Annotated in this window: 14 protein-coding genes; 5 read left to right on the top strand and 9 right to left on the bottom strand. The window is 60.6% G+C overall.

The genetic code is table 11. The features are described from left to right. Positions 1 to 172 precede the first annotated feature (172 nt). Positions 173 to 1,108, top strand: a complete 936-nt coding sequence (locus S7A_RS02785) for a LysR family transcriptional regulator (protein WP_009087744.1) — start codon at positions 173 to 175, stop codon at positions 1,106 to 1,108. Here S7A_RS02785 and mdcH read toward each other — a convergent pair. From mdcH to glpD, 9 genes are all read right to left on the bottom strand, one after another. Beyond that, complete coding sequence (mdcH, locus tag S7A_RS02780) at positions 1,089 to 1,991, bottom strand: malonate decarboxylase subunit epsilon (protein WP_009087742.1); 903 nt, start codon at positions 1,989 to 1,991, stop codon at positions 1,089 to 1,091. The two genes, S7A_RS02785 and mdcH, sit on opposite strands and share 20 nt — an antisense overlap. After that, a complete protein-coding gene (locus S7A_RS02775) occupies positions 1,988 to 2,605 on the bottom strand; it encodes a malonate decarboxylase holo-ACP synthase (RefSeq protein WP_009087740.1) in 618 nt (205 codons plus the stop codon). Before S7A_RS02775 ends, mdcH begins: the two co-directional genes overlap by 4 nt. Position 2,606: 1 nt before the next feature. Further along, positions 2,607 to 3,566: an AEC family transporter gene (locus S7A_RS02770; protein WP_009087739.1), complete on the bottom strand. Its 960-nt coding sequence runs from the start codon at positions 3,564 to 3,566 to the stop codon at positions 2,607 to 2,609. Positions 3,567 to 3,697: 131 nt separating this feature from the next. Beyond that, entirely contained in the window at positions 3,698 to 4,498 is an 801-nt protein-coding gene (gene mdcE / locus S7A_RS02765) for a biotin-independent malonate decarboxylase subunit gamma (RefSeq protein ID WP_009087737.1), read from the bottom strand. After that, on the bottom strand, positions 4,498 to 5,331 hold the full coding sequence (locus tag S7A_RS02760) for a biotin-independent malonate decarboxylase subunit beta (RefSeq protein WP_009087736.1): 834 nt from the start codon (positions 5,329 to 5,331) through the stop codon (positions 4,498 to 4,500). Before S7A_RS02760 ends, mdcE begins: the two co-directional genes overlap by 1 nt. Further along, on the bottom strand, positions 5,324 to 5,623 hold the full coding sequence (gene mdcC / locus S7A_RS02755; protein WP_009087734.1) for a malonate decarboxylase acyl carrier protein: 300 nt from the start codon (positions 5,621 to 5,623) through the stop codon (positions 5,324 to 5,326). The genes S7A_RS02760 and mdcC overlap by 8 nt, the downstream gene beginning before the upstream one ends. 8 nt (positions 5,624 to 5,631) lie before the next feature. Beyond that, the gene (locus S7A_RS02750) at positions 5,632 to 6,492 is read right to left on the bottom strand and encodes a triphosphoribosyl-dephospho-CoA synthase (protein WP_009087732.1); all 861 of its coding nucleotides are present in this window, start codon (positions 6,490 to 6,492) and stop codon (positions 5,632 to 5,634) included. Next, positions 6,493 to 8,148, bottom strand: a complete 1,656-nt coding sequence (gene mdcA, locus S7A_RS02745; RefSeq protein ID WP_009087730.1) for a malonate decarboxylase subunit alpha — start codon at positions 8,146 to 8,148, stop codon at positions 6,493 to 6,495. It lies immediately after the preceding gene. A gap of 301 nt (positions 8,149 to 8,449) precedes the next feature. Continuing rightward, positions 8,450 to 9,955, bottom strand: coding sequence for a glycerol-3-phosphate dehydrogenase (gene glpD / locus S7A_RS02740; protein ID WP_009087728.1), 1,506 nt, complete (start codon positions 9,953 to 9,955; stop codon positions 8,450 to 8,452). A gap of 225 nt (positions 9,956 to 10,180) precedes the next feature. Between glpD and glpE the strand changes: the two genes are divergently transcribed. From glpE to malP, 4 genes are all read left to right on the top strand, one after another. Further along, positions 10,181 to 10,507 (top strand): thiosulfate sulfurtransferase GlpE, encoded by a 327-nt coding sequence (gene glpE / locus S7A_RS02735; protein ID WP_009087726.1) that lies wholly within the window; start codon positions 10,181 to 10,183, stop codon positions 10,505 to 10,507. Between the two features lie 29 nt (positions 10,508 to 10,536). Beyond that, positions 10,537 to 11,358, top strand: a complete 822-nt coding sequence (glpG, locus tag S7A_RS02730) for a rhomboid family intramembrane serine protease GlpG (protein WP_009087724.1) — start codon at positions 10,537 to 10,539, stop codon at positions 11,356 to 11,358. A 30-nt stretch (positions 11,359 to 11,388) separates the two neighbouring features. After that, positions 11,389 to 12,147, top strand: a complete 759-nt coding sequence (locus tag S7A_RS02725; RefSeq protein ID WP_009087722.1) for a DeoR/GlpR family transcriptional regulator — start codon at positions 11,389 to 11,391, stop codon at positions 12,145 to 12,147. Positions 12,148 to 12,301: 154 nt separating this feature from the next. Next, the gene (malP, locus tag S7A_RS02720) at positions 12,302 to 14,707 is read left to right on the top strand and encodes a maltodextrin phosphorylase (protein WP_009087721.1); all 2,406 of its coding nucleotides are present in this window, start codon (positions 12,302 to 12,304) and stop codon (positions 14,705 to 14,707) included. The last annotated feature ends 9 nt before the right edge of the window (positions 14,708 to 14,716 follow it).

Genomic DNA, 14,716 nt, shown 5'->3' with positions numbered 1-14,716 from the left:
GCGGCCGGGAAACCGGCCGCACTTTTTTCTGCCCGTTCCGCTCCTCCCTGACCTCCGCAGATTCCGCCTTCAGCCGCAGTAAATCATCCGGCTGCGAGCCAGATCATTACAGGCTGGCGGAGAATCGCTACTATGCGGAAAAGCAAAATGACCTTACAGGCAACAGCAGCCCATGAGTGACAATATCAATCAGGAAATTACCTTCCGGAAGCTCAGTGTCTTCATGATGTTTATGACGAAAGGCAATATCGCCCGCACGGCGGAAGCGCTGGAGCTGAGCAGCGTCAGCGTGCACCGCGCGCTGCACACGCTGGAAGAGGGCATCGACTGCCCGCTGTTTATCCACAAAGGGCGCAATCTGGTGCCGCTGCCCGCCGCCTGGACGCTGCTGGACTATTGTCGCGACGTCACGGCCCTGATGGGCAAAGGCATTGAGGAGGCCCGCAAAGTGGCGGGTATCGGCGGAGGACGGCTGCGGCTTGGCACACTCTACTCGCTGACGCTTGAAACCATTCCCCGGCTGATCATGGGCATGAAACTGCGCCGGCCGACGCTGGAGCTGGATCTGACCATGGGCTCTAACCAGATGCTGCTGAATATGCTGGAAGATGATGCGCTGGACGCGATCCTGATTGCCACCCATGAGGGCGAACTCAGCGAGGCCCGGTTTGATGTGATCCCGCTGTTCGAGGACACGATCTGTCTGGCGGCACCGGCTGGCGAAACGGGCAGCGGCGACGCGCCGGTCGATCTGCGTGACTATGCCGACCGCGATTTTGTCTCACTGGCCGAGGGGTTTGCCACCTATGCCGGTTCGCAGGAGGCGTTTCAGATCGCGGGATTTGAACCACGCATGGTGACGAAGGTGAATGACATCTTCTCCATGATCAGTCTGGTGCAGGCGGGCGTCGGCCTGGCGCTGATCCCGGGAAGGATGCGGAAAGTCTATGAAAACAATATCCAGCTGCTGACGCTCGCAGCGCCTTACCAGATGCGGCAGCAGGTTGCGATTGTCTATTCGCATCGCCGCGAACGCGACAATGACCTGCTGGCCCTGGCGGCAGAAGGGCGCATGTATGCCCGTAACCTTACCGTTCCAGCCGTTTAGCCAGATGACCTGCCACATCGACGCCGTTGCGTTCCAGGCTGATTGCATCGCCCTGCCAGCCCGCCTGCAGGGTCAGGCCGGTCAGCACATTGCCTGGCGGCATCTCAATCGCCAGACGGGCATCGCGCTGGTTAGCCGAGACCATGGTGTCATACCACTGCACGGTCCGCGCCATATTGAACGCCAGATCCTCCGCGATCTTCTCCGGGTCGTGGATCACCCGTGCGGTTGAGCCGCTGAGGTAAGCACAATCGGGACGGGAGAGGCGCACGGATTCAAACGCACGCGCCAGTTCTGCCGCCGGTTTGTCCAGCAGCGCGCAGTGCGACGGCACGCTCACCGCCAGTCTGATCGCCTTACTGGCGCCTGCCTCCAGCGCCTTCTGCGCCACCCGTGCCATATCCTCATCACGACCGGCAATCACTATCTGCGTTTCGGCATTCAGATTGGCAATGTAAGTGTGGCTGCCAGGCAGCAGCGTTTCCAGATGCGTCAGCGTCAGACCGGTGATCGCCGTCAGGCCATATCCCTGCGGATAAGCCTGCTCCATCAGGTCGCCGCGCAACGCCACCAGCCGCAGGGCGTCGCTGAAATCGAGCGCACCTGACACCACTGCCGCTGGAAATGCGCCAATCGACAGACCGCTGACGATATCCGGCTTCACCCCGCGACGTATCAGTTCGCGCGCCCAGGCGACCCCGCTGATCAGCAGGCTGAGCTGGACGGCGCGGGTGTGCTGCAGCGCGTCGTCGCTGTCGAGCCTGTCAGTTTCGTCGCCCAGTACCGCCCGCACGCGGGCTAACAGCGCCTCGCCGTCAGGCAGATGCTGCAGCATGCCGGCTCGCTGGGTGCCCTGGCCGGGAAAGGTAAAGAGTATTTTCATGAGGTTTCTCTGCTCCAGGGTGAAGCGGTCAGCAGGGGGCCGGTGTCGGTTTTCAGCAGCACCTGTTCCTCGCGCAGCCACTCGTTGAGGGCAAACGCACCGGCAGGCGTTTCCACCTGGGTATCCACCCGGCACGCCAGCGCGTCGGTCTGATTCTGCCACCGTTGCAGCGCAGCCCGGTCCAGAGGGTGCGGGGCGCGGATCACCAGATCGAGATCGCTGGCGGCGTGCAGCGTGGGCTGCTGCGTCGCCAGCGCATAACCGGTGCTGCCGGTGATCCCCCAGCGCCACGGCCACTCCGCCTCACTCAGCACGATCGCCGCGCGAACCGGGGCAAAGGCGCTGAAAGGGGAAGCCTGCAGCAGGGGGCGATCGGCCAGCCTCTCCGGCGTTATCACCCGGACAATATCGTCCGGATGAACCCATCCGGCGGCACGCTGCTCCCGCCGTTCACCGCGCACTCCAATCGGGATCAGGCCGGATTCGCGATGATCGCGCCGCACCACCACCGGCAGGCCGGGATGCCAGAACGTCCCGACCCAGCACGCTGAGATCGTGGCTAATGCGCTGCGGTCACGCAGCCAGAGCAGATCGTGGGGGCAGGGCGCGGTCATATTACATTCCTGATGTCAGCGTAATGAACAGGGGCAACGACAGAATAGAGAGCACCGAACTTAACAGCAGCACGGCTTCAGCATCCGGCGACTGAACGCCAAAGCGGTTGCCGAACACCACACCAAAGAAACCGGCCGACAGCGCAATCATCAGGATCGCGGTGATCGCCACCGGGCCGTTCAGCCCCAGCGCCAGCACCAGACCCCAGGCAATCACGGGCTGAATCAGCAGTTTCGCCACCGTACCGACGCCCACGACGGCGTTGAGTTTCAGCTGACGGGCAGAAAGGATCACACCGGTCAGGAACAGCGCCGCCGCGGTGGCGGCCAGGCCCAGCGGCTTAATAGCCGAAAGCACCAGCTCCGGCATTCTGACACCCAGCGCAGAGAGCACCACGCCCAGCAGCGGACCCCAGACGATCGGTTTTTTAACGGAGCGCCACATAAGCACCGGCAGCATGGTCAGCGTCGACCCCACATTCTCACCTGCACTGCGCGCTTTTTCCCGCTCCAGAATCAGCAGGCAGAAGGGCGTCATCAGCACCGAACCGCAGGCGATAGAGACAGCGACCGAGAGCGAGGTGGATGAGCCTTCGCCCAGCACGCTGCCCAGAATCGGCAGGCCCAGCGCCGCGTAATTGGGTAAGGCGACGGTCAGCGTCAGCACCGCCGCATCCTGTGGCGACTTTTTAAATACGCCGGTGGCCAGGAAATAGATCGCCGCATAGGTGAACCACATCGCCCCGGTCAGGACCACAATCAGCGGCGACTGCGCCACAATCCCGGCCCACGGTGTCTGCACCGTAGCGCTGAACAGCGCGGCGGGCAGCGCAAAATCCATCACGAAAATATTCAGCAGCGAAACGTCTTTGTTATTGACCATTCCGCATTTACCGGCCCAGAAACCCAGCAGCATAATGACAAAAATAGGCGCAAGGGCATGCACAATTATATAAATCATAAATCACCTGTTATTAAGAAAGAATTTTCCAAAAAACAGCGATGTTTATAATTCTGAACACGGCCACTGCGCCGGGGCGCTGTGACACGCCCCGTCAGACCGGATTCGGCAGGTTTATTTTTTTTATCGGTTTACCAGGTCGCGCGCATACGCTCGCGCACCAGGGAAGAGCTGTGACGGTTGGAGGCACCCAGACGGTTTTTCAGGCTCGGGTCCTGGCGGGCATCGCCGATCGCCTTGTGCAGCGCGATTTCCACCATCGCCACGTCGGCATCAGAAGGGGCATCGGGATTGCCCACGTTCAGCAGATCGGAGAGCAGACCCAGCGTGGCGAAGTTGCTCACGTCATAGGCCATGGGGGGGATGGTGGCGGCCAGTTTCTCCAGCGACTCCACCGAACGCAGCGTAATACGCGCCGCCGATGCTTTGCCCATGGCGTGAACCAGTACGCCCTGATCATTAAGCGCAATCAGGCGGTTAGCCTGATAGCCGTGTGCCAGGAACGCACCGGACATCGCCTTGCCGACAATCAGCCCGATGACCGGATGGCCGGCCAGGCGCGCGTTAGCATAGGCTCCCGCTGCGCCCGCCAGCGCCTGATGAATACCAAATGCCTCTTCACGGCGACCATAGGCCTGACTCGGCACATCGATGACCGCCACAATCGGGCGTTTCACGGCGCTGTTTTTATCCTCTTCCCGCGTTTCATTCACCACTTTCGCCAGCGTCCAGCCCTCCAGCAGACCCACTTCCCCCTGCGCGGCGCGCGGATAGTGGTTCTGAGCATCGGGCACCACGGCAATGAAACGGACGTTTTCGCCATTCAGCTGGCCATCAGCCACCTGAACAGAGGCACACAGGCCACTGAGACGCTGTGCATGAGGTGCGAGTTTTTCCAGCCAGGTTGCACCGCGGCTGCTTGTCTGGGTCATTATTTCTCCTCCCGGGCGAAAAGCTGTTTGATCTGGGCGGTGTCCGCCTGCTGGCGGGTGTCGAACTGCGTCAGACGTGACAGGAAGTCGGCATAGTTGTCGCTGCGGTGCTGCGCCGGTACGCCTCTGGCAATGAAGTCATTCATGGCGGTTTTTACCGCGTTGATGCCGTCATTCACCAGCGCATCCACCAGTCCGCTGGCGTAGCGGATTTCGCCGCCGGTCATGCTCCAGATAAAGGGCCGATCGCGCGAGTCATACTCTTCAATGCCCGCCTCCTGCTCAATGACCTGCGGGCCGTTCAGGCCCAGGCGCGCTTCCCGTGTCACGATCAGGTAGCTGCACAGCGCGGCGGCAATCGACATTCCGCCGAAGCAGCCAACGGTGCCGCTGATGATGCCGATCACCGGGGTGTAGCGACGCAGATCGACAATCGCTGCGTGAATATCCGCAATCGCCGCCAGGCCAAGATTCGCTTCCTGTAAGCGCACGCCACCGGTTTCCAAACAGAGCACCGCCTGCGTCGGAATGCCGTTGCGGTTGTCTTCCGCCGCCAGCTCCAGCGCCGCCGCCATTTTCGCCCCGGAGACTTCGCCCATGCTGCCGCCCTGGAAGGTGCCTTCGATGGCGATAACCACCGCAGGCTGGCCGTTCAGCGTGCCACGCGCGACGACCATGCCATCATCGGACTGCGGCACCACGCCCTGCGGGGCCAGCCATGGCGACATAATGCCTTCAAAGGGGTCAAGCAGTTCGCGATAACTGCCGGCATCCAGCAGCGTACGGGCGCGTTCACGCGCCCGTAATTCAATAAAACTGGCGTCGTTACGCATGGCTCACCTCTTCAAAAACCTGTTCAAGACGGATACGAGCCACACCGGGTGTGGCACCGAAATCGTGGATAATCAGTTCGCCGGCCGGCAGGCCGTTGATCAAATTCAGGCGGTCAAACAGCGCCTTCCAGCGGGCGTCGCTGTTATCCAGTGAGGTGGTGATATCAACGTTCAGCGTGTCGCCCTGGGTTGCGGTGTACAGTACTTCCATATCACCGGAACCCACGACCCCGGCCAGCGCTCTGCCACTGAGCAGGCGGTTAGCGGGTAAAGATAATGTGATGTGTTCCATAATGGCCTCTAAAAATATGTGTGTTCAGGCGAACAGACCCGATCGATAAACAGCGTCGCCGCGAGCAAATCGGCGGCTCCGCCCGGCGAGGCGTTGAGCGCCAGCATCCGGCGATCAAGCTGCGCCAGCGCCAGCTTTCCGCCTGCGGTGCGGCAGCCGCCCGCCAGCAGTACGGCCTGTGCCCCGTGCTGCATCGCCGTCAGCCCCGCCATCCCTGCCCGTGACAGCACGCAGGTATCGCTGAGCGAAGTCATGATCGCCATCAGCGCATCCAGGCGGGCTTCGCTTTCGCTGGCCCCCACCGCCCGGCTGATCAGCAGCTGCGGCAGCGCCAGCTTCATCACGTGAGGAAACGCCTGTTGCGCCTCTTCGCGTGCGCCGGGCACCCGATAGCGGTGCGTCGCTTTTAACCCTTTGCTGAACAGTTTCGGCGCTGCCCGGTCGGGCAGGCTGGCCAGGGCGGCGGCGGTGCGGGTCAGCTGATCGGCACTGGCAGCACCGCCATGCATGGCCGCAGCACTCACCAGTAAGCCCAGCGCCCAGATCGCTCCCCGATGGGTATTCACGCCACCGGTGGCCGCCATCATCTGCTGCTCGCCGTCACGGCCCAGGCGCCCGACCGTTTCGCGCAGGGCGATATCGGCGGGACGCAGCCAGCTGTGACGGGCCAGCGCCAGAAAGGTCGGTGCCAGGCTGTGAGCGGAGCGCTCCATCAGCGCCAGCGTCAGATCCTGATGCGCGCCGTTACCCCGACTGTCGACCAGACCCGGCTTAGGGCTCAGACGTGCTTCATCGATCAGGCAATCGCGCGCCATCGTCGCCAGCAGGCTGGCCTGCGCCTCGGCTTGAGTCTGGGACAGGAGTTTCATTTACCAGCTCCGGAATTTAGCAGGCGGGTTGTACAGACCACCGGACCATTCGACCAGGTCAGCCACGCTGCCCGCGGCCAGCAGTGAACGGGTGGCGTCGGAACGGCGGATGCCCATATCTTCCGGGTAGACCACTTTGCCGCTTTTACGCAGGGCCGCGACGCGCGCCGCATCCACACCCAGACCGATGTCGGTAATGCCCGCCACGGCGGCGACCATGGCGCGACGCTCTTCCAGGCTCTCTGCGCGATAGAGATAGGCGATGCCCTCCTCGGTCAGCACGTGGGTGACGTCATCGCCGTAGATCATCACCGGAGCCAGCGGCATCCCGGCGGATTTCGCGACATCAACCGCATCAAGGGTTTCAACGAAGGTGGGTTTTGCGCCGGCCTGGAAGGTTTCGACCATCTGCACCACCAGTTTTTTCCCGCGCTGCATCGGGTCTGGCTCGGTGATCATGTTCAGCCAGGCGGGGGTTGCGTGGCGGCGGCCGTGCGGATCGTGGCCCATATTCGGGGCGCCACCAAAGCCGGAGAGGCGGCCACGGGTCACGGTCGAGGAGTTGGCCAGCCCGTCAACCTGCAGGGTGGCCCCGATAAACATGTCGACTGCGTACTGGCCGGCCAGCTGACAGAAGGCGCGGTTAGAGCGCATCGAGCCGTCGCTGCCGGTAAAGAAGATGTCGGGACGGGCGCGGATATACTCTTCCATCCCCAGCTCGCCGCCGAAGCAGTGCACGCTCTCCACCCAGCCACTCTCAATGGCCGGGATCAGCGTCGGATGCGGGTTCAGCGCCCAGTGTTTACAGATTTTGCCTTTCAGGCCGAGCTGTTCGCCGTAGGTGGGCAGCAGCAGCTCAATCGCGGCGGTGTTAAATCCGATGCCGTGGTTGAGTGACTGCACCTGGTGTTCGGCGTAGATGCCTTTAATCGCCATCATCGCCATCAGGATATGTTCCTGCTTAATCAGGCGCGGATCGCGGGTAAACAGCGGTTCGATAAAGAACGGTTTGTCAGCCACCACGATGTAGTCGATCCAGGAGCCGGGAATATCGACGCGCGGCAGGTCGGTTTCGTCATCGACCAGTTCATTGACCTGGGCTATCACGATACCGTCACGGAACGCGGCGGCTTCCACCAGCGCCGGGGTATCCTCGGTGCCCGGACCGGTGTAGAGGTTGCCTTTGCGGTCAGCTTTGTAACCGGCAATCAGCGCCACATTCGGGCAGAGGTCAACATAAAGGCGGGAGTAGAGTTCGATATAGGTGTGGATAGCGCCGATTTCCAGCTGGCCATCCTGCAGCAGCTGCGACATGCGCAGACTCTGCGGACCGGAAAAAGAGAAGTCGAGTTTGCGGGCAATGCCTTTTTCAAAAATATCGAGATGCTCACTGCGGCCGACGCTGGGCATAATCATGTGCAGGTCGTGAATCTTTGCCGGATTCACCTGCGCCAGGGTGCGGGATAAGAAGTCAGCCTGTTTCTGGTTATTCCCCTCCAGCACCACGCGGTCGCCTGGGGCAATTAAGTGTTCGAGGGCTTCTGTGGCTCGTTCAACAGGAATGACTTTGCCATCAAGGGGGAAGGCGGCCATACGACGCGCTTTTTCACTGCGGCGTGTGTTCCACTCCCGGGCAGGCGTTTGGCCTGTGTTCATTTCAACCTCCTGATTAGAATCGCGGTACTGACGTTTTTGCTGAAGAAAGTCTGCGCGTTCTGCATACGGCGTTCAATTAAGCAAAAAAGCGAAACGTTAGATTTAAGGTAACGATGGTGAGCGGCCTGGCGGCAGGCGAAACCCGAGGCGCTGCAGGCAGGCGGGGAGGGAGAAACGGCAGGGTGACTGGGGGAGAGCGTGCGAGGGGAAGGGCCGCGGCACGATTTAACCGGTTCAGTTCGCGGTCGGCCACCCATAAAAAAAGCAGGCCGGAGCCTGCTTTCTGCTTTCTGCGGCCTGCTTAAGAGGCCAGCGAGAGTGCCGGTTTTGCTTTCGCGGCCAGCCACTCTGCCACGCGGGCCTGCTGCTCTTTCGTCAGCCACATACCCTGTTTGGTACGACGCCAGATAGCATCATCCAGCTCGCGAACCCACTCATGCTGCACCAGGTAGCGCAGCTCCGCCTCGTAAAACTCGTGACCGAAGTTCTCACCCAGATCGTTCAGGCTTTTCGCCCCGGCTAACAGGGTTTCGGTGCTGCTGCCGTAGGTGCGTGAGAAGTGACGCGCCATGTTTTCACTGATGAACGGATAGCGACGACGCAGGCTGGCCGCATAATCTTCACGGGTGCCGGAGATGTTCCCGCCCGGCAACACGCAGTTCTTCGTCCAGGCAGGACCGGCGTTCGGATAGTACTTCGCCAGTTTTTCCAGCGCGTGCTCGGCCAGCTTGCGATAGGTGGTCAGCTTGCCGCCAAATACCGACAGCAGTGGCGCCTGGCCGTTGTCATCACGGACATCCAGCGTGTAATCGCGGGTGATCGCCTGCGGTGAGTCCGATTCGTCATCACACAGAGGACGCACACCGGAGTAAGACCAGACGATGTCGTCAGCGGTCAGCTGCTTTTTGAAGTGGGCGTTGAACACCTTCAGCAGGTAGTCGGTTTCGCTGTCATCAATGTTGACGTTTTTCGGATCGCCTTTGTACTCCACGTCGGTGGTGCCGATGATGGAGAACTCATCCATCCACGGAATCACAAACACGATGCGATTATCTTCGTTCTGCAGGATATAAGCCTGCTTTTCGGTGTGCACGCGCGGCACCACGATGTGGCTGCCTTTGATCAGGCGGATACCGTAAGGGGATTTGAGCTTCAGGCTGTCGTCAAACAGCTGCTTGACCCATGGGCCTGCGGCGTTGACCAGGCCTTTCGCCTGCCAGGTGTAGGTTTTGCCGCTGTCGACATCTTCCGCTTCCACCTTCCACAGACCGCCTTCACGCCAGGCGCGGGTCACGCGGGTGCGGGTTCGCACTTCGCCGCCGCGCTTCACCACTTCCTGCGCGTTGAGCACGACCATACGGGCGTCATCAACCCAGCAGTCAGAATATTCGAATCCGCGCGTGATCTCCGGCTTCAGGGCCGAATCTGCGCCAAAGCGCAGACTTTTACTGCCTGGCAGGCTGGTGCGTTTGCCCAGATGGTCATACATAAACAGGCCGGTGCGGATCATCCACGCCGGACGCAGGTGTGGACGGTGCGGCAGACGGAAGCGCATCGGGAAGGCCAGGTGCGGCGCCATCTTCAGCAGGACTTCGCGCTCAGCCAGCGCTTCGCTGACCAGACGGAATTCATAATGTTCAAGGTAGCGCAGGCCGCCGTGAATCAGTTTCGAGCTGGCAGAGGAGGTCGCGCAAGCCAGATCCCGCGCCTCCAGCATTAACACCGACAGTCCGCGTCCTGCAGCGTCTGCTGCAATGCCGGCACCGTTGATGCCGCCGCCGATCACGATCAGGTCTTTGGTTTCCACGTCATCTCCTCCGATGTTCGGAATAGTTCACTAATGTTCGTTTTCGAGCATTATCATAGTCGCAAACCAACATTAGCGCCAGCTTTTAACCCGCTAAAAACATTTTTGCGTGATATAGCTAACATTATGTCCACCAAAAAAACAGATACCCGTAACGATTGTCAGGTTATCGGCGTGGCTTCTCGGGTTACACTACGCGCTATTGTGACGACTTTGAGAGATCCCATGGAAACGTTCGAATGTATTGATGTGCAGCAGGCGCAGGCGCGTCTGGCGCAGGGGGCACTGCTGGTCGATATCCGCGATCCGCAAAGCTTTGCGATGGGCCATGCGGCGGGTGCGCTGCATTTGACCAACACCAACCTCAGCGACTTTATCAGTCGTGCAGACCACAGCCTGCCGGTGCTGGTAATGTGCTATCACGGCAACAGCAGTAAAAGTGCAGCACAATATCTGCTGGGGCAGGGCTTCAGTGCGGCCTACAGTATTGATGGCGGTTTCGATGCCTGGCGCGCGGCCTTTCCGCAGCAGGTTGCCCTGGGCAGTGAGTAAGTGGCCGCCTGTCACACGGAGAGTTACTGATGCGCATTACCCAATTTAATCAGCCGCGCATGGCGCAGGCGTTTGTGGACTACATGGCAACGCGCGGCGTGACGCTGCGTATTGAGCATGACCAGCACTATGTCATCATGCTGGATGATGAGAGCCAGTTTTCCGTGGTCGAAAACGAACTTCAGCAGTTTCTGCATGACCCTAATCACCCACGCTATCAGGCGGCCAGCTGGCACAGCGGCAAAACCGACAGCGGGCTGCGCTATGAGCGCAGTAACATCTGGGCAAACATTCGTGAGCGCGCCGGGCCGCTGACGATGACGGTGATGGTGCTCTGTATCGCCGTCTTTATCCTGATGCAGGTGATGGGTGATCAGACCGTGATGGCCTGGCTCGCCTGGCCGGACGATGACCAGCATTTTCAGGTCTGGCGCTGGTTCAGCCATGCGCTGCTGCACTTCTCGCTGCTGCACATTCTGTTTAACCTGATGTGGTGGTGGTATCTGGGCGGGGCGGTTGAGAAGCGGCTCGGCAGCGGCAAACTCTTTGTCATTATGCTGATTTCCGCGCTGCTCAGCGGCTGGCTGCAGGCGAAATTCAGCGGCATCTGGTTTGGCGGCCTGTCGGGCGTAGTGTATGCCCTGATGGGCTACTGCTGGCTGCGCGGCGAGCGCGATCCCGACAGCGGCGTCTATCTTGAACGTGGCCTGATCGGTTTTGCGCTGGTCTGGCTGGTGATTGGCTGGTTCGGCGTCTTTGGCCTGGCCATTGCCAACGCAGCGCACGTCGCCGGTCTGCTGGTCGGGCTGGCGATGGCGCTGGTGGATACGCGTAACGTTACGCGTCGGTAAAGAGATTTTGCGGGTTAACAGGAGAGGAATGTGAAGCAGACGCAACGTCATGACGCGATTATCGATTTGGTCCGTCGTCAGGGATATGTCAGTACTGAGGAGCTGGTGGATCATTTTGAGGTCAGCCCGCAGACCATCCGTCGCGATCTTAACGATCTGGCCGATCAGAACAAAATTCAGCGCCACCACGGCGGCGCGGCGCTCCCCTCCAGCTCTGAGAACACCGCCTGGCACGATCGTAAAATGATGTGGTCGGCGGAAAAAGCGCGCATTGCTCAGCGGGTCGCCAGCCAGATCCCGGATGGGGCCACGCTGTTTATCGACATCGGCACCACGCCGGAAGCGGTGGCGCATGCGCTGCTCAACCACAGCGATCTGCGTGTGGTGACGAACAACCTCAACGTGGCGATGCTGCTGATGGGCAAACCCGATTTTCGGGTGATTATTGCCGGGGGCGAAGTGCGCACCCGCGATGGGGCGGTAATGGGAGAGGCGACGCTCGACTTCATTTCGCAGTTCCGGCTGGATTACGGCATTCTCGGCATCAGCGGCATCGATATGGATGGCTCGCTGCTGGAGTTTGACTATCACGAAGTGCGGACCAAGCGCGCGATTATTGAAAACTCCCGCTGTGCGCTGCTGGTCGTGGACCACTCGAAGTTTGGCCGCAACGCCATGGTTAACCTCGGCAATATGAGTCTGCTGGATTACATCTACACCGACAAGATGCCGCCTGCCAGCGTCATGAAGGTGATTGAACAGCATGAGGTGCACCTCGAACTCTGCTGATTCCTGCCACGCCAGCCTCCGGGCTGGCGTTTTTATTTGATTGCTGTCGCTTTTTTCCCCACTCCCGTCTTTACTTAACGATTGCTGGCTCCGCCTGCCAGCCCGTGCGCTTGCCATTTTTGCTTCACCTCATTGCGTAACAGAAGGGAGTGATATGCCGCAGCAGAAATTCAATAAAGCCCGTTTTAACGCCGCCTTTACCCGCCAGTGGCAACACCTCGGCCTCTCTTCCGCTCAGCAGATGACCCCGCACCAGGCGTGGCAGGCGGTCAGTGCGGCCCTCGCGGAACTGCTGGCCGCGCAACCGGCCCCGCGTCCGGCGCAGCAGCAGCGTCACGTTAACTATCTCTCGATGGAGTTTCTGATTGGCCGGCTGACCGGCAACAATCTGCTTAATCTCGGCTGGTATGACGAGGTGCAGGCGGCGCTGGCAGAGCAGCAGTTCGATTTAACGGCGCTGCTGGAGCAGGAGGTCGATCCGGCACTCGGCAATGGCGGACTGGGGCGACTGGCTGCCTGCTACATGGATTCGATGGCAACGGTCGGTCAGTCTGCAACCGGTCACGGACTTAACTACCAGTACGGCCTGTTCCGCCAGTCTTTTCAGGCGGGCCAGCAGAAGGAGGCGCCCGACGACTGGCAGCGCGAGCACTATCCCTGGTTCCGCCACAACGCGGCGCTGGATGTGGAGGTGGCGATGGGCGGTCGGGTCGAAAAGCAGGAGAACGGCGAGGTGCGCTGGCAGCCCGGGTTTACGCTACGCGGTGAAGCCTGGGATTTGCCGGTCACCGGCTACCGCAATGGCGTCACGCTGCCGCTGCGTCTGTGGCAGGCGGTGAGCGCGCACCCTTTTGACCTGACGGCGTTTAATGACGGTCACTTCCTGCAGGCGGAGCAGCCCGGCATCGAGGCGGCAAAGCTGACCAAAGTGCTCTATCCCAACGACAATCATCAGGCGGGCAAGCGGCTGCGCCTGATGCAGCAATATTTTCAGTGCGCCTGTGCGGTGGCCGATATCCTGCGCCGCCACCATCAGGCGGGACGCAGCATTCACAGCCTGCCCGATTTCGAAGTGATTCAGCTCAACGATACTCATCCCACCATCGCCATCCCGGAGATGCTGCGCGTGCTGCTGGATGAGCACCAGCTCGGCTGGGATGAGGCGTGGCAGATCACCAGCCGGCTGTTTGCTTACACCAACCACACCCTGATGCCGGAGGCGCTGGAGCGCTGGGATGAGAAGCTGATGCGCTCGCTGCTGCCGCGTCATCTGCTGATCATCAAAACGATCAATCAGCGGCTGAAAAAGGTGGTGAAGCAGCGCTGGCCGGATGACAAAGCGCTGTGGCATAAGCTGGCGGTGATTGCGGACGGTCAGGTGCGGATGGCGAATCTCTGCGTCGTCAGCGGGTTTGCGGTCAACGGCGTCGCGGCGCTGCACTCCCGGCTGGTGGTCAGCGATCTCTTCCCGGAATATCACCAGCTGTGGCCGCAAAAATTCCATAACGTCACCAACGGCATTACCCCGCGCCGCTGGCTGAAGCAGTGCAATCCGGCGCTGGCCGGGCTGATTGATGAGACCCTGAAAACCGAATGGGCCAGCAATCTCGACGCGCTGATCGGCCTGGAACCTTACGCCGACGACCCGGCGTTTCGTCAGCGCTATCGCAGCATCAAGCAGCAGAACAAAGCGCAGCTGACCGACTATATCGCCCGGCACACCGGGATTATCGTCAACCCGGCGGCCCTGTTCGATGTGCAGATCAAGCGACTGCATGAGTACAAACGCCAGCACCTCAGCCTGCTGCATATCCTCTACTGCTATCAGCAGCTCTGCAATAACCCGGAGGATGTCACCTTCACGCCACGGGTCTTCCTGTTCGGGGCAAAAGCCGCACCGGGTTACTACCTGGCGAAAAACATTATCTACGCGATAAACCGGGTGGCGGAGGTGGTCAACAACGATCCCCGCATCGGCGACCGGCTGAAAGTGGTTTTTCTCCCCGACTACCGCATCACCGTCGCCGAAATGATGATCCCGGCGGCCGATCTCTCTGAGCAGATTTCTACCGCCGGTTATGAAGCCTCGGGCACCGGCAACATGAAGCTGGCGCTGAACGGCGCGCTGACCATCGGCACGCTGGACGGGGCCAATGTCGAAATCGCTGAGCAGGTGGGCGAGGAGAATATCTTTATCTTCGGTCACACCGTGGAGGAGGTGAAAGCGCTGAAGGCCAAAGGCTACAACCCGAAGAAGGTGCGCAGGCAGAACAAGGCGCTGGATGATTTACTGAAATCGCTGGAGAAGGGCAAATTCAGCGACGGGGACAAGCACGCGTTTAACCTGATGCTGGAGAGCCTGACGAAACACGGCGATCCCTGGCTGGTGCTGGCCGATTTCCAGCCTTACATCGAGGCGCAGCAACGGGTGGAAGCCCTGTGGCGCGACCCGGAAGGCTGGACCCGCGCCGCCATCCTCAACACGGCCCGGACCGGCATGTTCAGTTCGGACCGTTCCATTCGTGACTATCAGCAACGTATCTGGCAGGCACCCCGCTAAGGAGCAGCA

This window comes from Pantoea sp. Sc1 (assembly GCF_000255315.1).
Classification (GTDB): Bacteria; Pseudomonadota; Gammaproteobacteria; order Enterobacterales; family Enterobacteriaceae; genus Pantoea; species Pantoea anthophila.
The sequence above is the reverse complement of the archived record's forward strand: the minus strand, read 5'-3'. Positions and strand labels throughout refer to the sequence as shown.